Here is a 19989-nt window from a genome sequence, read left to right on the forward strand (position 1 = left end):
AGAAAACATCAAACAGGGCTGTTTAGTATGGAATTCTCGAAACGTTTCAATTGCGAACGGGCTCGTTGCTCACCACCGAGTCCTCCAGGGAGACGTGGGCTTCGGCGTCCTTCGCCTTCGCGAGCCGCTCATCCAGCTCGGTGCTCAGGTGCTCGTAGGCCTCCTTGCCGATGGCGCCCTTCTGGTAGGCCTTGAGCAGCGAGTCCTTCTCGATGATGAGCACGCGCCGCACGGCCTCCTGGTGCTCCTCCTCGTGGAAGCGGTTCGTCTGCTGCTTGAGGTTGGCCAGCTCCTCCTGGGCCGCGCGGGCCTTCTGCTCGTAGTCCTTCTCCAACTGGTCCAGCACATCGGCGGGGATGTCACGGGAGCGGCGCATGGACTCCAGCGCGCCCATGGCGGCGTGGACGGAGCTGAGGCGGCCCCGGGCCAGCTCGTACTTCTCCTGGTACACGTCCCGCTGGCCGGTAACGCCCAGGCGCCGCAGCAGCGGCGGCATGGTGAGCCCCTGGACGATGATGGAGAGCACCACCACGCCGAAGGTCATGTTCACCAGCAGCTCCCGGTGGGCGAAGCCCTCGGGCAGGCTCAGCACCAGCACCATGGAGATGGCCCCCCGCAGGCCGCTCCAGGTGAGCACCGTGCTCCAGCTCCACGGCACGCGCTCGGAGGAGAAGCGCAACAGGCCGGACACGCCGTACACCACGAGCGCGCGGCCGAGCAGCACGGCCAGATACGCGAGGAGGATGGGCACCCACGAGTCCAGCAGCGACTGGAGCTGCACCTCCATGCCGATGAGCAGGAACACAACGGAGTTGAGCGCGAAGGCCAGGTACTCCCAGAAGCTCTCCACCGCGACACGCGTGGTGGCGCTCATGCCGGTGTTGGCGGCCCAGTTGCCACACAGCATGCCGGCCACCACGGTGGCGATGACGCCCGAGAAGTGGAAGTTCTCGGCCACCACGAACGAGCCATAGGCGGCGATGACGGTGAGGGTGATCTCCACCATCGCGTCCTCGATGCGCTGGATGACCTGGGACACGGCGAACCCGATGAGCCCGCCGATGAGCCCGCCCACGCCGGCCACCTTGATGAAGTCCAGCACGGCGCCGCTCGTGGTGAACTCGCCCCCGAGCGCCACGGCGACGATGAGGTTGAAGAGCACGACGGCCGTGCCGTCATTGAGCAGGCTCTCGCCCTCCACGAGGACGGCCAGGCGCTTGGGGACACCCAGCATCTTGAAGAGGCTCACCACGGCGATGGGGTCCGTGGAGACGATGACCGAGGCGAACACCAGGGCGTGGATGAAGGCGAAGCCCTGGACGAGCTGGAGCCCGCCCACGGCGGGTGACAGCAGGAGCGCGGTGACGGCCACGGCCGCGACGACGCCGGGGATGGCCAGGGCGTGGATGGCAAGCTTGTTCTTCCAGAACTTCCGGAAGTCCACGTGGAAGGCCGCCTCGAAGATGAGGCCCGGGAGGATGACGGCGAAGAGCAGCCCCTTGGTCAGGTGGGGTGGCTCGAAGGCATGCGCGGTGCCCAGCACGAGCCCGGCCACCACCAGGGCCACCGTGTAGGGGAACTTGAAATAGCGCGCCACGATGGCCACGGCCGTCGCCACGGCGAAGAGCAGTACGAACGCCAACTCGAATTGCATCGGCTTCCCAGACGATTGGGGAACAAAAGGTCAGTCTCTATGCCATCCCGGAGGGGCCTCGGGCAACCCGTCAAATGGAGAAGGGCTCAGCGGAGCGCCAACTCATGAAACTCGATGCCATCGAGCCCGAGGTGCTGGACGGCTTCCCTGAAGCGCTCGGAGCCCACCAGCACGGTGGCGAAGTTGAGCAGGCGAAAGAGATCCTCGTGAGGGGGGAGAGAAGAGGCGTCGAGCAGGAGGCTCTTGGGGAGTTCGAAGCCATCCCGGCCGCAGCGTGCGCACGGCGGCGGGCGCTGGGGAAGACAGTCCTCGTGCAGCTTGGCCAGGGGGGACAGCTGAAGTTCGAGCAACTCGGGCGGGTTCTTTTTTTGGGCGAACCGCAGCTCGGGCGGGCAGCCTTTCAGGCTGCGGACACCATGCGCCAGCAGTTGCTCCGCCGCTTCCCGCCGGGCCAGGAGCGTCCAGGGGTTCTGAAAGAAGAACGCCCCGAAGTTGCCTCGGGCCGTGCCCACCAGCGGCCCGAAGCGGGTGCCTGGCGGAATGGGAACTCCCGGCGGCAGCCATGGCCGGACAGCCTCACGCAACCGCTCGAACTCTTCGAGGGGCTCCGCGCGGGGTTTTTCGAGGGCGGCTCGAAGGGGATGATCCGAGAGATCCACGCAAGGATAGGCGGTTCCGGCACTGGCCCAGATGGCGCCACACACAGGGCATTCGGAGCCAGGTAATCCCCAGCGGGACGAGGCGGCGAGGTCACCCGTGGAGAGGGCTGCCTTGTCCGCTTTGAGTCGATAGAAGCGCATCTGTCCTTCTGCTGGGCTCATCAGCGATAGGGAACCATCTGGGAGCCTGTCAGATCGTACTGAACGATGAGCTTGATGGCATGACGCCAGATCTCCTCGTGGGTCGCGGTATCACGCTCTTCCATCCATCGTCTCCACTCCTCGTTCCACCGTCCCCCGCGCGGACCTCCACCATGGATCTTGCGATGGACATCACGGGGGATGAGCAGCGTGTAATCATGAATTTTGATTCGGTGCCGTGAGAACCAGGCAGCCAGATCTGGAGCTTGGGGAAAGATGTGGTGTCGCTCCACGCTCTCCGGAGGGTGTGAGCGTTGCCGGGGGAGGAGCGGGGCGGGGTGGTTGTTCCAGCGGATGACGAAGACGGGGGCCGCATCGGCGCGCGGGTATCTCCACCCTCTGCGAGGCCACCCTGATCCTCTGAAGAGCCGGTTCCAGCGAGCGGGCTCCACTTCAAGAGAAGTGGCTTCGCCGGCAACAACGAGATCCTGGCAGCGAAAAAGCGCGCAAGCCTCTGGGGCGCAGAACAGCTCCAGGGTGGTAGTGCCCTGACACACCTCGTCGGATGAGGCCGCTGAGTCCTTGGCCGGCTCGCACCGTGAAGGGGCAGTGGATGCACAGGACGCCAGGAGTACGCTCAGGCTGGCCGTTCGAATCCATGCAATGAGGCTCATAGGGGGCCTCCTCTATGGAGAGTCGACTACATCGGCCCGTTCCCGGCGATGGACTGACGGGAACGGAAGGGGGCCCGCCCGGAGGAAACGGCTCCTGGCAGGCCCCGGCGCAACGGCGGCTTCAGCGCAAGCCGCCCCAGTTGTAGTTCGCGTTGCCGCCACCGGTGAGCACGTTCCCGTGGCTGTACGTGTCCTTGATGGCCTTGTAGTTGCTCGACACGTTCCAGTCGTTCGGGTTCGTGGTGCCCAGGTTGTAGAGCAGCGAGTCGCCCCACACGGACCAGATGACCCACGGGCGGGCGTCGATCTCCGAGACGGTGCCGTAGCGGCTGTCGCCCCAGCGCACCGGCAGCTTGTCGTTCTCCCCGAGCATGCGCGGCTTGTTGTAGCCCTTCAGGTCGTCATAGAACTTCGCGGGGAAGTACGGGTTGCCGTGGTAGATGTCCACGGCCACCACGTCCACGCGGTCATTGCCGGGGTAGTAGTTCCACGGATCGCCGCCGTAGGTGCCGTCCCACTCGTACGGGCACCAGACGAAGATCAGGTTCTTCAGCCCGCGCGTCTTCACCAGGTAGTCATGCGCGATGTTCCAGAGCTGCTTGTACTGGGCGGGATCCTGGTTGGCCCACCAGAACGGTGACGCGGAGCCCTTCTTGTTCATCTCGTGGAACGGGCGGAAGAGCACCGGGACGCCCTGCTGCTGCAGGTAGGCGAGCTTGTCGGCCGCGAAGGACAAGTCCCGCAGCAGCGCCTGGTACTCGGAGGTGTTCGCCTGCCAGTTGATGACCCGGCCCATCCAGTTGTAGTCCATCCAGCCCTGGCGGAAGGTGTTCTCCCAGCTCTTCGTGCCCGCGCCCGGGTAGGACTGGTGGAAGCTGAAGCCGACGATGCCCTCGCCGTAGATGAACCGGTCGCGCGCGAAGCCGACGGCGTAGTCCACGTAGGGCGCGCTGTAGGTCGAGCCGTAGTTGCCAGGGCCGAAATCGAGCTCCACGAAGCCCGGCCGCTTCCCGGTGATGTCACCGACCTTGACCCAGTACTCCCCCGCGTAGCTCTCCTTCTGAGCCTCGCAGTGCTGGCCCATGATGGTCTGCTTCTTGATGCCATTGCGGCTGTTGTTCTCCAGGTCGGCCAGCAGGTTGTAGACCTTCTGGGACTGGGCCGTGGGCGCCGCGGTGCTCAGCGTCTTGGAGACCTGCGCCAGGGCAGGACTGGCCCCGAGGGAGAAGGCCATCGCCGTGGTGAAGGTGGCGATGCGCAGCAATGAGCGGCGGGACCACGCCGTTCGCGGCGCGGGAGCGGAACTGGTGGAGGGAAAGGGCATACCGTGTCTCCTGAAACAGAGAGCGGCGAACCCTAGTGTGCGGTGAATTCAATAAAAAGCTGTAAATGCTGATTTTAGATAATTTGGCTGAATCGCTGCCTTGTCGAAATCTTGTGAAAACGCGTGTGGACCCATACCATCCGTGCTGGTCCTGCTCGCTCACCTCACCCAGGAGTCTCATCCCATGCGCATCACCTCTTTCGTGGCCGTCCTCGTCGCGGGTCTCACGTTCGCCGGAACGGGTTGCGGCAGCACCCAGCCTGCGCCCACCGAGGAGCAGGCCGCAGCGGAGCAGGTCAGCACCGATGGGACCCACTCCGAGCAGGCCATCTGCAAGCTGATGTGGACGTGTGATTGGAGCGGGTACTACAGCACCCAGGCGCAGTGTACGGCCGCTTGCGGTGGCAACACGTGCTACCGCGACTACGCGTGCAACGGCACCTGCGTTTGCCCGTGATGCCCGCGGAAGGCTAGACGGGGTCCGTGAGGACCTGCGGCAGGTGGACGAGGCGTCCCGTTTCCAAGAGGATGTCCTCGTCCTGGCCGCGCCTTCCCGGACTGAGCCTTGTTTGAACTGACCGGAGTTTCCAAGCGCTTCGGCGCCATGCAGGCCTTGCACCCGGTGGACCTGACGCTGGCTTCAGGGCGCACCACCGTGCTGATTGGCCCCAGCGGGTGCGGCAAGTCCACCCTGCTCCGGTTGATGAACGGCTTGCTCCGTCCCGACACGGGACAGGTCCTCTTCGAGGGCCAGCCGCTGCCCCACGCCGAGGACGCGCTGTTGGCGGTGCGCCGGCGCCTGGGGTACGCGCTCCAGGGCGGCGGGCTCTTTCCCCACCTCACCGCAGAGCGCAACGTCACCCTCGTGGCCCAGCACCTGCGGTGGCCCGCGCGGCGGGTGCGGGAGCGGCTGGAGCTGCTCGTGGAGCTGACGCGCTTTCCGGCGGAGGCGCTGGGGCGCTACCCCTTGCAGCTCTCGGGCGGACAGCGCCAGCGCGTCGGCCTCATGCGGGCCCTGATGCTGGAGCCCGAGGGGCTCCTGCTGGATGAGCCGCTGGGCGCGTTGGATCCAATGGTCCGCGCCGAGCTGCAAGCGGACCTGAAGGCCATCTTCGAAAGGCTGGGAAAGACGGTGGTGCTCGTCACGCATGACCTGGGAGAGGCGGCGTTCCTGGGGCACCACATCGTGCTGCTCCGGGAGGGCCGCGTGGTTCAGCAGGGGCTCCTGGAGACGCTGGAGGCCCACCCCGCGGAGCCGTTCGTCACCCGCTTCATCCGGGCGCAGCGGTGAGGGGACTGTGCCTGCTGCTCCTGGGCCTCGGGCTGGGCGCCTGTGCTCCCGCGCCGTCGCCGGCTGGCGCCGAGGTGCGCGTGGGCTCCAAGAAGTTCACCGAGTCCGTCATCATCGGGGAGATGGTGGCGCGGCTGGCCCGGGACACGGGCGCGCACGCGGTCCACCGGCGCGAGCTGGGCGGCACCACCGTGCTCTGGGAGGCCCTGCGCCGGGGCGAGCTGGACGTCTATTCCGAGTACACGGGCACCTTGCGCCAGGAGCTCTTCGCGGGCCGGGCGCTGAAGGATGACGCCGCCCTGCGGGAGGCCCTGGCCGCGCAAGGGCTCGGCATGAGCGCGCCGCTGGGCTTCAACAACACCTATGCGCTGGGGATGAAGGAGGCCGAGGCGGAGCGCCTGGGGCTGCGGCGCATCTCGGACCTCAGACGCCATCCGGAGCTGCGGCTGGGCCTGAGCAACGAGTTCATGGACCGCGCGGATGGCTGGCCCGCCCTGCGCGAGCGCTACCAGCTTCCCCAGCGCGAGGTGCGGGGGCTGGATCATGATCTCGCCTACCGGGGCCTGGAGAGCGGCGCCCTTCAAGTCACGGACCTGTACTCCACCGACGCGGAGATCGCCGCGTATGGCCTGCGCGTGCTGGAGGACGACCTGAAGCACTTCCCCTCCTATGACGCCGTCCTGCTCTACCGGGAGGACTGGGCGGCCCGGGCGCCCGAGGTGCTCGCGTCCTTGCGGCGCCTGGAGGGGCGGATCTCCGAGGCCGGGATGGTGGCGCTCAACGCCCAGGCGCGGCTCGAACATGTGGCGGAGGGGCGCGTGGCCGCCGGGTTCCTGTCACGGGAGCTGCGGGTGGAGAGCGAGGTCCGGGCGGAGGGGCTGGCCTGGCGGCTCTGGCGCCGGACACGGGAGCACCTGTTCCTCGTGGCCGTGTCGCTGCTCGCGTCGGCCGGGGTGGCGGTGCCGCTGGGCGTGCTCGCGGCGAAGCGGGCCCGGCTGGGCCGGCTCGTGCTGGGGCTGGCGAGCATCATCCAGACGGTTCCCTCGCTGGCGCTCCTGGTGTTCATGATTCCGCTGCTCGGCATCGGCACGCGGCCTGCCATCGTGGCGCTGTTCCTCTATGGCCTGCTGCCCATCGTCCGGAACACGGCGGCGGGGCTCGCGGGGATTGCCGCGGACTTGCGCGAGTCCGCGGAGGCCCTGGGCCTGCCGCCCCGGGCGCGGCTGTGGCGCATCGAGCTGCCCCTGGCCGCGCCGTCCCTCCTGGCGGGCCTCCAGACGGCCGCCGTCATCAACGTGGGCACGGCGACGCTCGGGGCGCTCATCGGCGCGGGAGGCTATGGGCAGCCCATCCTCACCGGCATCCGGCTGGATGATACCGGGCTCATCCTGGAGGGCGCCGTGCCCGCGGCGCTGATGGCCCTGGCCGTCAGCGCGCTGTTCGGAGGGGTGGAGCGGCTCGTGGTGCCGGCCGGGCTCAGGCCGTCAGGAAGCGGACCGGCATCGTCTCGGGGCCGCTGGTGATGAGGCTCCGGTTCCACACCACGCGCTCGGAGAGGACCTGGAAGCCGCTGAACCGGTCGAGCAGGGCCTCCAGCCCCGCCTGGGCCTCCAGCTTCGCCAGGAAGGCGCCGATGCAGTAGTGGCTGCCGTAGCCGAAGGAGATGCCCGTGCGCTCGCGCTGAAGGTCGAAGCGGTCCGGCTCGGGGAACTCGGTCTCGTCGCGGTTCGCGGAGGCGACGAGCAGCAGGACGCAGGCGCCCTTCTCGATGCGCACCCCGGACAATTCGATGTCTTGCATGACGATGCGGGGCAGGCCCCTCACGGGCCCGTCGTAGCGAAGGACTTCGTCGATGAACTTGGGCAGCAGCGAGCGGTCGGCGCGCAGCTGCGCGTACACATCCGGGCGCTCGGCCAGGAGCCGCACGGCGTTCGAGAAGAAGAAGCTCGTCGTCTCGAGGCCTCCGGTGAGCAGGTTGAAGCACAGGGCCATCATCTGCGAGTTGCTGAGCGTGTCCCCGTCGCCCTTGCCCCGGACGATGAGCCCCAGCAGGTCATCCTTGGGCTGGTGGCGCCGCTCGTCGATGGCCTGCTGCATGTAACGCTTCATCTCCTGGATGGTGTCCCGGGTGTACTGGGCGTGCTCCTCGCTCAAGGGCACCGGCGTGACGCCGACCACCGCCTCGGTCCAGCGCTTGTAGTGGCGCTCGAGCGAAGGGTCCAAGCCGAGGATGGCGCTCATGGCCCGGGAGGGAAGCGGGGTGGCGAAGCCATCCATGAAGTCCGCTTCGCCCTTCTCCCGCAGCGCCTCGGCGAGCTGCGCGGCGTTCTCCCGCACCTGGGCCGCCAGGCGGTTGATGGCCACGGGGGTGAAGGCGCGGCTGACGGCGGTCCGCAGGCGCATGTGGTCCGCGCCATCCTGGGCGACCATGCCGTGCGCGAGCGGATTGTCCTTCACCCACTCCGGCTCCCAGGCCACGCGGAACCCATGCGAGGAGAAGGTCTCGGGGTGCTTGAGGACATATTCCACGTCCTTGTAACGGCTGACGGCGACGAGCCCTCCCGGCTCGACGTGGCACACGGGCCGCTCGCGCCGCATCTCCACGTACAGGGGATAGGGATTGCGGCAGTTCTCGGGACTGGTCAGGTTGTCGGTGGATCGCATCGGGCGGCTCCTGGGCGGATCCCGAGGATGTCAGCAGTCGCCGAGCCCCTGCAATGGGACCCAGGTGTAGAGATCAGAAGGCGTAGCGCACCCGGCAGTAGGGCATGCGCCGTGCCAGCAATTGCTTGAACTCCTCGACGCGCTGGCCCTTCATCCCGGTGCGGTAGCGCACATTGACACCGCCGCCCTGGGACACCTTGGCCTCCTGAAGTGAGGGTTGCCACAAGAGCTCCTCGGCCTTCGGGTGCCAGCGCAGGTTCACCTCATGCAGGCGCTCGTTGTGGGTGAGGAAGATGATCTCCGCGGCGAGCTGCGCCTTGGTCCGCTCGCTCAGGCAGTCATCCAGGTGCTCGAAGAGCTCGCTGTACTCGGCCTGCCAGCCCTCGGTGAGGACGACGGGGGAGAAGTTGAGGTGGACCTCGTACCCGGCGGTCACGAAGTCATCGATGGCAGCGATGCGCGCGGCGATGGGGCTGGTGCGCACATCGAGCAGCTTCGCCTTCGCGTGCGGCATGAGGCTGAAGCGGATGCGCGTCTTTCCCCGGGGCGCGTACGTGAGCAGCTCGCGGTTGACCAGCTTGGTGGCGAACGAGCTCATGGCGTTGGGCAGCGCCGTGAACAGGCGGACCAGGTCCCTCACGTTGTCACTGAGGGCCGCATCGGCCGAGCAGTCGCTGTTGCAGCCGATGTCATAGACCCAGTAGCGCGGATCCACCGTGTTGGGCTCGTGCTTGGGGCCGAGCTTGCCCGCGTGGCGGCGGATGGCCGCGGTGATGTCCTCGATGTTGACGAAGAGCGTGACGGGGTTGGCGTAGCCCTTGTGGCGCGGCACGTAGCAGTAGGCGCAGCTCATGACGCAGCCATTGGCCGTGGAGGGTGGCAGGTAGTCGGCGCTGCGCCCGTTGGTCTCGAAGCGCATTGTCTTCTTCACCCCGAGCACCAGCGTGGTGCCCTTGATGCGGTTCCACGCCTCGGCGTTGCCCTCGTTGCCGAAGAGGCCCGGGATGTTCCAGTGCGAGCGCACCTCCACCCGCTCGGCATCCGGGAAGCGCGCGAGGATGTCCCGGCCCCGCGTGTACTCGGACACCTCCGGCTCCAGGTAGATGCGGGAGACCTTCAACAACCCATCGAGGGGGCCCGGGGGCGCGGGGGTGGGGGGGAAGAGTTCGAGGTTCATCGTGAGCCGTTGAGATGCGCGGGAGCGCCCTTCCGGTGCGGACCGTAGGGTCCGGCCGGCGGGGGGGCAAGCAAGCCCGCCGCCCCGGGGCACGTGAGAACTCAACAGGGAGGATGCTTTCGGGGTAACCCATGGGGTAGGGTGGCTGCGGACGGAAGCGGTTCCGTCCGGAACCACGAGGTCCCCATGGAGACAATTTCCCCGGTGGATCCCGCCGCGCTGCCGCCGGGCACGGAGGTGGGCAGTTGGCAGATCCGCGCTTGGAAGGGCCGGGGCAGCTATGGCGCCGTGTACCGGGCGGCCCGTATCGGGCACTCCCAGGCGGCGCCCGTGGCCCTGAAGCTGGCCCTGCATGCCTGGGACGAGCGCTTCTCGCGCGAGGTGCGCCTGCTGGCGCGCATCCGCCACCCCAACGTGCCCCGGCTCCTGGGCCACGGGCTCTGGAAGCACCCCACGCGGCCGGTGGCCTTCCCGTACCTGGTGATGGAGTGGATGGACGGGGTGCCCCTGTACGAGTGGGCGTATGCGCGCAACCCCACCTCGCGCGAGGTGATGCGGCTGCTCGCCCAGGTGGCCCGGGGGTTGGAGGCCACGGCCGCGGTCCAGGGCGTGCACCGGGACGTGAAGGGCGACAACGTGCTCGTCCAGCCGGCGCCGTTCCGCGCGGTGCTGGTGGACTTCGGCGCGGCGTACCACCGGGGGGCCTCGCCGCTCACCTGGAACCTGCCCCCGGGCACCCCGCGTTACCGCAGCCCGGAGGCCTGGGCGTTCACCCAGGACACCTCCTGGCCTCCCTCGGCCCGCTATGCCTTTCAGCCCGCGGACGACGTGTTCGCGCTGGGCGTGAGCGCCTACCGGCTGGTGACCGATGAGTACCCGCCCCCCACGGATCCGGCGCATCCCCTGTCCGGGTGCTGGGCGGCGGAGGGGCTGGGGCCCCGGGCGCCGCGGGAGCTCAACGCGAGGGTGGCCCCGGTGCTCGATGTGCTGATCCAGCGCATGGTGTCGGTGAAGCCCGCTCAGCGCGGCACCGCGGGGGCGCTGGCGGAGGCCCTGGAGCGGGCGGCGGACGGGGCGGGGCCTGAGGCGGATGTGCCCCTCTTCCAAGAGGAAGTCCTGGCGCTGCAGGACTGGTCCGCGGAGGACGTGGCAGCGGCGGCATACCTGGGGCACCGGCCGCGCTACCGGGATGGGGCGCTGCTGAAGGCCACCGCGCAGCGGGATGCCGCGGATCAGGCGGAGTTCGTCCGGCGGGAGGCCGAGGCGAAGGCCCGGGCCGAGGCGCCGACGGAGCAGGCGATGCCCCATGCGTTTCCCCGGGAGTTCCTCCAATGCCTGTCGGTGGCGGTGCTGGGGGTGACCTTGATGCTCTGGGCCGGGTCGGAGGTCCGGCCGTGGGTCTCCCAGGAGCTCCTGCCGGGGCAGGCGGGGACCCAGGACGCGGGGCTGGAGGATGGCGGCACCGTGGGGGTGGGCGATGCCTCGCTGACGGTGACGGCCCCGCTCGGGACGCCCGTGCCCCCGGCCATCCGCTTGGACATGCCGCCGGGGCCGCTGCAGGGCCAGCGCCGCCCGCCCTGCGGCAAGGGCGAGGTGGAGATTCGCAAGGGCTGCTGGGTGAAGATCGCCGCTCCTCCCGAGGACTGTGAGGACTATGCGTACGAGTGGAAGGGGGCTTGCTACATCCCCATGGCCCCTTCCCAGCGTCCCGCGACCTCGGATTCTCCCTAGCAGTGCCTCCCCCGAGAGGTTAAGCGTCAGGCGCCTCCCCCGGGCAGCAGGCGGGGGAGGCTGCGTTGTCCGTGGCGCGTCACCACCCTTCTCCGCGGGAGCCTGACATGACCGTTGCGAAACCCTCTTCCCGTGCCCCTTCCGAGTCCTGGCATGCCCTCGCGCCCGAGGCCGTGCTGGAGCGCATCCGCAGCACCCCCGAGGGGCTGTCCGAGCAGGAAGCCCAGCAGCGGCTCGCGCAGCACGGTCCGAACATCCTGAAGCGCGAGAGCCAGAACAGCCCCTGGAAGGTGCTCTTCCGGCAGATCAACAACCCGCTCATCTGGGTGCTCCTGGGCTCCGCGGCGCTCGCCATCGGCCTGGGGAAGGTGACAGACGGCCTGGTGGTGCTTGCCGTGGTGGTGCTCAACACCCTCATCGGCTTCATCCAGGAGTTCCGCGCGGGCCAGGCCATCGAGGCCCTGGCCCGGATGGTGCCGGAGACCGTCACGGCGCTCCGGGGCGGGACGAAGATCTCGCTGTCCGCCGAGAAGCTCGTGCCCGGGGATGTGGTGGAGCTGGCCTCCGGGGACAAGGTGCCCGCGGACATGCGGCTCATCTCCGCGCGCAACCTCCAGGTGGAGGAGGCCGCGCTCACGGGCGAGTCCGTGCCCGTGCGCAAGCAGCTTCCGGCCGTGGCGGAGAACGCCTCCCTGGGCGACCGCACCAACCTGACCTTCGGTGGGACGCTGGTGACGTCCGGGGCGGCCCGGGCCGTGGTGGTGGCCACCGGGGACACCACGGAGCTGGGGCGCATCTCGCGGATGCTGGGCGAGGCCACGGACATGCAGACGCCGATGACCAAGGCCCTGGCCACCATCGGCCGCTACCTCACGGGGGCCATCCTGGCGATGTCCGTGGTGCTGCTCGGCGTCGGGCTGGTGCGGGGCTACGCGCTCAGCGAGGCGCTGCTGGTGGCCATCACCCTGGCGGTCGCCGCCATCCCCGAGGGGCTGCCCGCCATCGTCACCATCGCGCTGGCCATCGGCGTGCAGCGCATGGCGGCGCGCCAGGCGGTCATCCGCAAGCTGCCCGCCGTGGAGACGCTGGGCAGCACGACGGTCATCTGCTCGGACAAGACGGGCACGCTCACCCGCAACGAGATGACGGTGCAGGCGCTGTGGACGCCCGAGGGCGCCTGGTCCGTCTCCGGAGTGGGCTATGCCATCGAGGGCGAGTTCCAGGCCGAGGGCAAGCCCGCCGGGGAGCTGCCCCCCACGGCGGTGGATCTGCTCCGGGCCGGGGTGCTCTGCAACGATGCGGCGCTCCAGATGGAGGGAAAAGGCTCCATCACCGGAGACCCCACGGAGGGCGCCCTCCTGGTGGCTGCGGAGAAGGCGGGGGTGCGCGTGAAGGAGATCCGCGGGCGCTGCGGCCGGGTGGACGCGATTCCCTTCGAGTCCGAGCACCAGTTCATGGCCACCCTCAACGAGGACGGTGAGGGCCAGCGTGCCATCTTCCTCAAGGGGGCGCCGGAGGTGGTGCTCAAGCGCTGCCAGCAGGATGGGGCCTCGCACGACGTGGTGTTCCAGGAGATGGACCGCCTGGCGAGCCAGGGCATGCGCGTGCTGGCCGTGGCGCGCAAGGCCGTGCCTGCCTCCCACGCGGGCTTGAAGCCCGAGGACGTGGAGGGTGGCTTCGCCCTGCTGGGCCTGCAAGGGATGATTGATCCGCCCCGCCAGGAGGTCATCGCCGCGGTGCGCGCGTGCCACGAGGCGGGCATCGTCGTGAAGATGATCACCGGGGACCACCAGAAGACGGCGGAGAGCATCGGCCGGAAGCTGGGGCTGCCGGAGGGTGAGGTGGTGACGGGGCAGCGGCTCGCGGAGCTGGAGGATACCCAGTTGCAGGAGGTGGCGGCCTCCACGCACGTGTTCGCCCGCGTGGCCCCCGAGCACAAGCTGCGGCTGGTGCGGGCGCTCCAGGCCCGGAACCAGGTGGTGGCCATGACGGGCGATGGCGTCAACGATGCGCCCGCCCTCAAGCAGGCCAACATCGGCGTGGCCATGGGCATCACCGGCACGGCGGTGTCCAAGGAGTCCGCCGACATCGTCCTCACGGATGACAACTTCACCACCATCGTCTCCGCGGTGGAGGAGGGCCGCCGCGTCTACGACAACCTCGTCAAGTCGCTGGCCTTCGTGCTGCCCACCAACCTGGGGTTGGCGCTCATCCTGGCCTTCAGCGTGGCCTTCTTCCCCATTCAGGAGGTGGCCGGAGGCGTGCTGGCGCCGTTGATGCCCATGCTCCCCGTGCAGTTCCTGTGGATCAACCTGGTGGCCACCGTGGCGCTGGCGCTGCCTCTGGCCTTCGAGGCCAAGGAGCCCCACCTGATGCGCCGGGCGCCCCGGGCTCCCACCGAGCCGGTGCTCAGCCGCTTCGTGATGATCCGCACCGCCGTTGCCGCGGTGGTGATGGCCGCCGGCGCCATCGGCCTCTTCTCCTGGGAGTTGCAGGCGGAGGCGGACCGGCCCGGCTCCGAGGGGTCGCTGCGGCAGGCCCAGACCATGGCCGTGACGACGGTCATCCTGTTCCAGATCTTCTACCTGCTGATGTGCCGCAGCCTGCATGGCTCGCTGTTCAAGCTGGGCCTGTTCAGCAACCCCATGGTCTTCCTGGGCATCGGCGCGCTGGTGTTGCTGCAGCTGGGCTTCATCTACCTGCCGTTCATGCAGAAGATCTTCGGGACCGCCGCGCTGGGGTGGAAGGACCTGGGGCTCTCGGCGCTGGCCGCAGCCGTCATCCTGCCGGTCATCAGCGCGGAGAAGGCCTGGCGCCATCGCCGGACGGGGGGCAGCACCCCCGCGCATGCGTCCGCGGGCTGACAGAGGCGTCCTCGGGGCGGGCTGCCCTCCGGGCCTGGGATGATTATTTCTCGGGACGCAGCGATGCGGGGAGGGGTGGGGTGCGCGGAATGCGTTGGCTGAGGGGTGTCCTGGGGTGGGGGTTCTGTCTGACGGTGGTGGGTTGCTCGGTTGCCTGCTCGGGCCCTGCATCCCCGGAGAGCCCTGAGCCACCGGCCGTGCCCGGCGTCACGCCTCCGGCAGGGCCGCCTCCGGAGACTCCTGGCAGCGGCACGCCGGAGCCGGAGACCCCTCCAGCGGAGCAGGAACCTGGGCAGCCGCCTGCGTCCTCCGTCTGTGCGCCCACCGCGGGCGCGGCCCGCTGGGTGCTCGAAGGCGAGGCCCTGTCCGCGCAGATCACCTGCGGCACGGGCCACGCCGCGCAAGGCCTGCGCTTCGCCGTGGAGAACCTGCCGCCGGGAGCCCGCTTCGACGCGGCGAGCGCCACGTTGAGCTGGACGCCGGGCAAGGACCAGGCGGCCGTGTGGAACCTCGTGCTCAAGGAGGAGAGCACCGGCGAGAAGGGCACCCTGAAGGTGGGCGTGGCGGACAACCGCGCGGCACCCGGCAACGTGCCCATCGTGAACGCGGCTGCCTACACGGAGGAATACGGCCTTCCGGTGTTGCACCTCACCCACGACGAGCGGGGCCTCACCGCGGGCGAGTACCGCCCCGTGCAGATCGTCTACCGGGGCAAGCCCTACACCATCGAGGCGAAGTACCGGGGCGCCACCTCCAGCGTCTTCCCAAAGCGCAGCCTCACGCTCAAGTTCCCGGACGAGGACCTGTTCAACGAGCCGGTGTTCGGCGGGGGCTTCACGGACCGCAAGCGCGTGGTGCTCATCACCACCTTCAATGACAACTCGTACCTGCGCTCGCGGCTGGCCTTCGATTTGTGGAACCGGATGGATCCGGCCCACGTGCAGATCCGCACCTTCAGCGCGGTGCTCTATGTGAACAACCGCTACCGGGGGATGTACACGGTGGCGGACCACATCAACAAGCGCCTGCTGGCGGCCCATGGCCTGTCCAAGGACTCGGACCTCTTCAAGGCCGTGGACAAGGACGCCAACTTCTCGCGGCTTCGCAAGGACGGCACCCCGAAGGCGGGGCTGCACGAGGGGCTGGAGAAGGAGGAGGGCATCCCCGAGGAGGGCAAGCCTCACGCCTTCGACACGATGTCCGGCCTGATTGGCTTCGTCTCGGACTCGGACGCCACCACCTTCCGCGAGGGCTTCGGCACGCGGCTGGCGGGCAATGACTACCAGGACTGGTGGATCTTCAACACGCTCATCCTCGGCACGGACTCGCAGGGCAAGAACGCCTACCACGCGTTCGACCCGTCCACGGGCGGCCCCTGGCGCTTCATCCCCTGGGATCTGGACGCGAGCTTTGGCCAGAACTTCGACACCACCCGCTCCAGCCCCACGGCGCGCCCCACCTTCGCCGAGGACAACCTGCTGTTCTCGCGGATGCTGGCCGAGCCCGCCCTCGCAGACCCCATGCGCGAGCGCTACCAGAACCTGCTGCGCAACGAGCTGAAGCTGGAGACGGTGCTCTCCCTCATCGACGGCTATGTCCAGGAGACGGGCCCCGCCGCCCGCCGGGACTGGGCCGAGTGGTCCACCGCCTACCAGGCCTTCGGCGCGCCGGGCACCATCGGCCAGCCCAACTTCCCCCGCTGGAACTCGCGCCAGGACTTCACCACCTACGAGCAGGAGGTGGAGTACGTGCGCGAGTGGGTGAAGGCGCGCTGGCCTTCCCTCCAGGGCCGCCTGCCGTGACCGCCGCTCGCGCGCCGTCCCCATCTACCAGGTCCAGAGCAGAATGCCCGCGAGGCTGCTTCCCAGGACCAGCCACGCGGAGTTGAGGCGGAAGCGCAGCAGCAGCACGGCGCTCAGCAGCGCCAAGCCCACCGTCCAGGCATCCACAAGGGCCGCACGCCCCAACTGCCACGTCACCGTGGCCATCAGGGCGAGCGAGGCCACGTTGATGCCATCCAGAACGGCCCCGGCCAGCCCGGAACGGCGCAGGCGCGGCACCAGCGGCCCACTCACCGCGACGAAGAAGAACGCGGGCAGGAAGATGCCCACCGTGGCCACCCCCGCTCCGAGGGGCCCCGCGAGCAGGTAGCCAATGAACGTGGCCGTGGTGAAGACGGGGCCCGGCGTCACCTGGCCCACCGCCACGGCATCCAGGAGTTGCGCCTCCGTGAGCCAGCCCCACCGCTCCACCAGGTCCGCGCGAAGGAAGGCCAGCAGCACGTAGCCGCTGCCGAAGAGCACCGAGCCCACCTTCATGAAGAAGAGAAACAGGCCTCCCAGGCTGAAGGGCACGGCCCCCGCCGCTCCCATCGCCACGCCGTTCAGGAGCAAGGGCGCTCCTGCCAGCATTCCCGCCGGTGCCTGGCCATCCCCATCTCGCCCCATGGTGCGCCTGCCCCCGTACCCGAGCGCCATGAAGGCGCCGCTGCACAGCAGGATGAGCAGCTCATGGAAGCCCAGCCCGTGGGCTGTGGCGGCGGCCAGGCCCACGAGGGCCAGCAGGCGCGTCTTCACCGCCGCCCGCCCCAGCCCCCAGAGGGCCTGGAGGACCACCGCGATGATGACGGGCTTCACGCCATACAGAAGGCCTCCGGCCGAGGGCAGGCTGCCGAAGCGCACATAGGCCCAGGCGGCGGCGGAGACGATGAGCGCCGCGGGGAGGATGAAGCAGGTGCCGGCCACCAGCAGTCCTGCCCATCCTGCCCGCCGATGGCCGAGGTGGATGGCCAGCTCCGTGGAGTTGGGCCCGGGAATGAGGTTGGCCGCGCCCAGCAGATCCAGGAACTCGCCGCGGCTGAGCCAGCGGCGGCGGCGCACCACCTCGTCCTCCATCAGGGCCATGTGGGCCGCGGGGCCGCCGAAGGAGGTGAAGCCCAGCCGGAGGAAGAGCAGCGCGACTTCTCTCAACCTTCGTGCTTCAGGACGCCCTGGGGCCAGCCCGCGCGTGTCTCCCGGGTCGTTCATGCTCCAGGTTCTCCTCCTCCGGGGAGCTGAACCCACCGGGGGGCTCGGTGTACACGCGTTTCATCGGAATCCGGGCAGGGCGGCCGGGGCTCACGGCAGGGACATCGTGACGCCCTTGCGTGCCAGCCACTCGGAGACGGTGGCGTTGGCCACGGTGTCTCCGAAGTTGAAGGCGTCCGCCTTGAGCCGCAGCATCTGCACCTTCCCGCTCGCGTCGAACAGGACGATGAAGGTGGCGCTCTCCTTCACCGGGCGCATGAAGTAGTTCGGCCCGCTGCCGGTGGCCCCCTCGAACGAATAGATGGTGCTGGTGGCGTGCATGGGGTGCCCGCCGTGGAGCACCTCCGCCACGTCGAGCTCGCCGCAGCCGCCCGGCGAGCCCATGCCCCGGCAGTTGCAGCCGTACTGCGCGGTGCGCACCACGCGCGCGTTGAGCATCCAGATGGCCGGCACGTCGTCGTAGTACTCGGTGATGGGCCCGGTGTAGCGCGGCATGCGGGCGCGGATGGCGAAGAGCTTCGCGCCCGCCCAGCCGTGGCGGGTGACGCCCCGGTAGAAGCCGCACTCGCTGGCATCCCCGGTGCCCACGCAGGCCTGGTCCGACAGGATGTTCATCTCCACCCGGTTGCCCAGCGTGCCCGTGAAGCGCGTGGGCGCCGCCACGGCCGTCTTCGCGTCCGCCGAGGCATAGCTCTGGCTGTTGCCGCCGCACAGCGTCCACTCGCCGCTGCCCGTGCCGCCCAGGTTGTTGAAGAAGGTGAGGTTGGTGGAGCCGCAGCGGTTCCAGGACGACGTGCGCTTCCAGGCCGAGGCGTCGGGCCTGTAGACCGCGATGTCATACAGCTCCATCGGGCCCCGGAAGTTCACCGTCATCTCCTCGTTGAAGGGCGCCAGCGCGCCGCTCACGTTCGTGGTGGCCTTCTGGCAGGCATTGGAGGGACAGGACTGGCCCCACACCCCGGGCAGCATGTTCGTCACGCGCTGGTACGCGCCTGTGCCCCCCACGTTCAGGATGCTCATGGTGGACACGGAGGTGCCCGTGCCGTCCGGCAGGTCGTCGCCGAGATCCTGGAGCGCCGCGCTGTTGCCCGGAGCGCAGTCCGCCGCCACGGCGAAGGGCTCCACCTCACCTGGGGCTTCCTCGCCCGGCAGCGCCCCGGCGTGAGGCTCGGTGTTCTCACAGGCGCTGCCGAGAAGTCCGGACAGCACCACGGCGGCGGGGAACCAGAACAACTTATTGAAGATTTTCATTTTTGCAGCCTAAGCAGGTAAAACCTGACTGCGACAAGGCCTTCGCGGGCCCTCTGTTTCGTTGAGGTCCCAATCGATGGAGCGCCGTACCCCCCGGGCCCGGCGTTGTGTAGAGTCCGCCGCCCTCAATGAATACGCACATTTTTCGCGAGTACGACATTCGTGGTTTGGTCGATAAGGATCTGACGGAAGAGGTGGTGGAGCTGCTGGGCAAGGGCCTGGGGACCGCCATCCGCCGCCAGGACGGACGCTCCATCGCGGTGGGGCGCGACTGCCGCGAATCGTCCACCCGCTTCCGGGACGCCCTGTGCCGCGGGCTCACATCCACGGGACTCCACGTGATGGATGTGGGCGTGGTGCCCACGCCGCTGACGTACTTCGCCGCCAACACCTTGCCGGTGGATGGCCTGGCCATGATTACCGGCAGCCACAACCCCCCGGAGTACAACGGCTTCAAGATTGGCGTGGGGAAGACCACCTTCCACGGGCCTGAAATCCAGGCGCTGCGCCAGTGCATCGAGCGCCGGGACTTCGTGGTGGGCGACAAGCCGGGCTCCGTGACGCCCTACGACATCGTCACCCCCTACAACCACTTCATCCAGCAGACGGTGAAGGTGGGCCGCAAGGGGATGCGCATCGTCATCGACGCGGGCAACGGCACCGGCGGCGCCGTGGCGGTGCCTCTATTCCGGGCCATGGGCTTCGATGTGGTGCCCCTGTTCTGCGAGATGGACGCCACGTTCCCCAACCACCACCCGGACCCCACGGTGGTGGAGAACCTCGAGGACCTCATCGCCGCGGTGAAGCGCGAGAAGGCCGAGGTGGGCATCGCCTATGATGGGGACAGCGACCGCATCGGCGTCATCGACGACCAGGGCAACATCCTCTGGGGCGACCAGCTCATGGTGCTCTTCAGCCGCTACGTGCTCAAGGAGAGCCCGGGCGCGGCCATCGTCGGCGAGGTGAAGTGCAGCTACACGCTCTACGACGACATCGCCAAGCACGGCGGCAAGCCGGTGATGTGGAAGGCGGGCCACTCGCTCATCAAGGCGAAGATGAAGGAGACGCACGCGGAGCTGGCCGGGGAGATGAGCGGCCACATCTTCTTCAAGAACCGCTACTTCGGCTTCGACGACGCCGTGTACTCGTCGGCCCGGCTGCTGGAGATCCTCACCCACGAGCCGCGCAAGCTCTCGGAGCTGCTCGCGGACGTGCCCAAGACGTACGCCTCGCCCGAGCTGCGCGTGGACACCCGCGAGGAGAAGAAGTTCGAGCTGGTGAAGCGCGCCACGGACACCCTGCGCGCCGCGGGCCACGACATCGTGGACGTGGACGGGGTGCGCGTGACGTTCCCGGACGGGTGGGGCCTCATCCGCGCCTCCAACACCCAGCCCATCCTCGTGCTGCGCTTCGAGGCGAGCACGCCCGAGCGGCTCCAGGAGATCCAGCGGCTCATCGAGGGCACCGTGGAGCGCGTGAAACGCGAGGCGGGCGCCTGAGGCAGGGCCTGCGTTAGGCTGACGCACATTCGAA

The 19989-nt window shown here is 68.8% G+C and carries 15 protein-coding genes; 7 read left to right on the forward strand and 8 right to left on the reverse strand.

Translation table 11 applies throughout. From position 1 onward, the window contains the following. Positions 1 to 46 precede the first annotated feature (46 nt). The 4 genes from KY661_RS01780 to KY661_RS01795 form a co-directional block, all read right to left on the reverse strand. The gene (locus KY661_RS01780; protein WP_225408529.1) at positions 47 to 1654 is read right to left on the reverse strand and encodes a Na+/H+ antiporter; all 1608 of its coding nucleotides are present in this window, start codon (positions 1652 to 1654) and stop codon (positions 47 to 49) included. 86 nt (positions 1655 to 1740) lie between these two features. Next, positions 1741 to 2454, reverse strand: a complete 714-nt coding sequence (gene sitI6 / locus KY661_RS01785; RefSeq protein WP_225408530.1) for a SitI6 family double-CXXCG motif immunity protein — start codon at positions 2452 to 2454, stop codon at positions 1741 to 1743. 20 nt (positions 2455 to 2474) lie between these two features. Next, entirely contained in the window at positions 2475 to 3128 is a 654-nt protein-coding gene (gene sitA6, locus KY661_RS01790; protein ID WP_225408531.1) for a SitA6 family polymorphic toxin lipoprotein, read from the reverse strand. Positions 3129 to 3249: 121 nt separating this feature from the next. Further along, positions 3250 to 4452, reverse strand: coding sequence for a glycoside hydrolase family 26 protein (locus KY661_RS01795; protein WP_225408532.1), 1203 nt, complete (start codon positions 4450 to 4452; stop codon positions 3250 to 3252). A gap of 184 nt (positions 4453 to 4636) precedes the next feature. Between KY661_RS01795 and KY661_RS01800 the strand changes: the two genes are divergently transcribed. The 3 genes from KY661_RS01800 to KY661_RS01810 all read left to right on the forward strand — a co-directional run bounded on the left by KY661_RS01800 (position 4637) and on the right by KY661_RS01810 (position 7266). Then, positions 4637 to 4909 (forward strand): hypothetical protein, encoded by a 273-nt coding sequence (locus tag KY661_RS01800; RefSeq protein WP_225408533.1) that lies wholly within the window; start codon positions 4637 to 4639, stop codon positions 4907 to 4909. A gap of 108 nt (positions 4910 to 5017) precedes the next feature. After that, a complete protein-coding gene (locus KY661_RS01805; protein ID WP_225408534.1) occupies positions 5018 to 5743 on the forward strand; it encodes an ATP-binding cassette domain-containing protein in 726 nt (241 codons plus the stop codon). Then, positions 5740 to 7266, forward strand: a complete 1527-nt coding sequence (locus KY661_RS01810; protein WP_225408535.1) for an ABC transporter permease/substrate-binding protein — start codon at positions 5740 to 5742, stop codon at positions 7264 to 7266. The genes KY661_RS01805 and KY661_RS01810 overlap by 4 nt, the downstream gene beginning before the upstream one ends. Here the strand turns inward: KY661_RS01810 and KY661_RS01815 are convergent. Together KY661_RS01815 and KY661_RS01820 are read right to left on the reverse strand one after the other, a co-directional pair. Continuing rightward, positions 7220 to 8407 (reverse strand): cytochrome P450, encoded by a 1188-nt coding sequence (locus KY661_RS01815; RefSeq protein WP_225408536.1) that lies wholly within the window; start codon positions 8405 to 8407, stop codon positions 7220 to 7222. The two genes, KY661_RS01810 and KY661_RS01815, sit on opposite strands and share 47 nt — an antisense overlap. A 73-nt stretch (positions 8408 to 8480) precedes the next feature. After that, on the reverse strand, positions 8481 to 9584 hold the full coding sequence (locus KY661_RS01820; RefSeq protein ID WP_225408537.1) for a spore photoproduct lyase family protein: 1104 nt from the start codon (positions 9582 to 9584) through the stop codon (positions 8481 to 8483). 186 nt (positions 9585 to 9770) lie between these two features. Here KY661_RS01820 and KY661_RS01825 point away from each other — a divergent pair, with 186 nt between their 5' ends. From KY661_RS01825 to KY661_RS01835, 3 genes are all read left to right on the forward strand, one after another. Continuing rightward, positions 9771 to 11315 carry a serine/threonine-protein kinase gene (locus KY661_RS01825; RefSeq protein ID WP_225408538.1) on the forward strand — a complete coding sequence of 515 codons (1545 nt, stop codon included), beginning with the start codon at positions 9771 to 9773 and terminating at the stop codon, positions 11313 to 11315. Positions 11316 to 11422: 107 nt separating this feature from the next. Continuing rightward, positions 11423 to 14179, forward strand: a complete 2757-nt coding sequence (locus KY661_RS01830) for a cation-translocating P-type ATPase (RefSeq protein WP_225408539.1) — start codon at positions 11423 to 11425, stop codon at positions 14177 to 14179. 89 nt (positions 14180 to 14268) lie between these two features. Further along, positions 14269 to 15981, forward strand: coding sequence for a CotH kinase family protein (locus KY661_RS01835; RefSeq protein WP_225409166.1), 1713 nt, complete (start codon positions 14269 to 14271; stop codon positions 15979 to 15981). Positions 15982 to 16005: 24 nt separating this feature from the next. Here KY661_RS01835 and chrA read toward each other — a convergent pair whose 3' ends face one another. Next, positions 16006 to 17205 (reverse strand): chromate efflux transporter, encoded by a 1200-nt coding sequence (chrA, locus tag KY661_RS01840; protein ID WP_225408540.1) that lies wholly within the window; start codon positions 17203 to 17205, stop codon positions 16006 to 16008. Between the two features lie 90 nt (positions 17206 to 17295). Then, positions 17296 to 18456, reverse strand: coding sequence for a DUF2403 domain-containing lipoprotein (locus KY661_RS01845; RefSeq protein ID WP_317987201.1), 1161 nt, complete (start codon positions 18454 to 18456; stop codon positions 17296 to 17298). Positions 18457 to 18584: 128 nt separating this feature from the next. Between KY661_RS01845 and KY661_RS01850 the strand changes: the two genes are divergently transcribed. Beyond that, positions 18585 to 19955, forward strand: a complete 1371-nt coding sequence (locus KY661_RS01850) for a phosphomannomutase/phosphoglucomutase (protein ID WP_225408541.1) — start codon at positions 18585 to 18587, stop codon at positions 19953 to 19955. The last annotated feature ends 34 nt before the right edge of the window (positions 19956 to 19989 follow it).

It is taken from the genome of Allostigmatella hybrida (assembly GCF_020103775.1).
Taxonomy (GTDB): Bacteria; Myxococcota; Myxococcia; order Myxococcales; family Myxococcaceae; genus Hyalangium; species Hyalangium aurantiaca.

What these genes read in the sequence shown, in the direction of transcription:
- KY661_RS01845 (WP_317987201.1), bottom strand. Translation starts at nt 18,456, where the DNA reads ATGAAAATCTTCAATAAGTTGTTCTGGTTCCCCGCCGCCGTGGTGCTG.
- KY661_RS01825 (WP_225408538.1), top strand. Translation starts at nt 9,771, where the DNA reads ATGGAGACAATTTCCCCGGTGGATCCCGCCGCGCTGCCGCCGGGCACG.
- sitI6 (WP_225408530.1), bottom strand. Translation starts at nt 2,454, where the DNA reads ATGCGCTTCTATCGACTCAAAGCGGACAAGGCAGCCCTCTCCACGGGT.
- KY661_RS01835 (WP_225409166.1), top strand. Translation starts at nt 14,269, where the DNA reads ATGCGTTGGCTGAGGGGTGTCCTGGGGTGGGGGTTCTGTCTGACGGTG.
- KY661_RS01795 (WP_225408532.1), bottom strand. Translation starts at nt 4,452, where the DNA reads ATGCCCTTTCCCTCCACCAGTTCCGCTCCCGCGCCGCGAACGGCGTGG.
- KY661_RS01780 (WP_225408529.1), bottom strand. Translation starts at nt 1,654, where the DNA reads ATGCAATTCGAGTTGGCGTTCGTACTGCTCTTCGCCGTGGCGACGGCC.
- KY661_RS01820 (WP_225408537.1), bottom strand. Translation starts at nt 9,584, where the DNA reads ATGAACCTCGAACTCTTCCCCCCCACCCCCGCGCCCCCGGGCCCCCTC.
- chrA (WP_225408540.1), bottom strand. Translation starts at nt 17,205, where the DNA reads ATGAACGACCCGGGAGACACGCGCGGGCTGGCCCCAGGGCGTCCTGAA.
- sitA6 (WP_225408531.1), bottom strand. Translation starts at nt 3,128, where the DNA reads ATGAGCCTCATTGCATGGATTCGAACGGCCAGCCTGAGCGTACTCCTG.
- KY661_RS01815 (WP_225408536.1), bottom strand. Translation starts at nt 8,407, where the DNA reads ATGCGATCCACCGACAACCTGACCAGTCCCGAGAACTGCCGCAATCCC.
- KY661_RS01830 (WP_225408539.1), top strand. Translation starts at nt 11,423, where the DNA reads ATGACCGTTGCGAAACCCTCTTCCCGTGCCCCTTCCGAGTCCTGGCAT.
- KY661_RS01800 (WP_225408533.1), top strand. Translation starts at nt 4,637, where the DNA reads ATGCGCATCACCTCTTTCGTGGCCGTCCTCGTCGCGGGTCTCACGTTC.
- KY661_RS01850 (WP_225408541.1), top strand. Translation starts at nt 18,585, where the DNA reads ATGAATACGCACATTTTTCGCGAGTACGACATTCGTGGTTTGGTCGAT.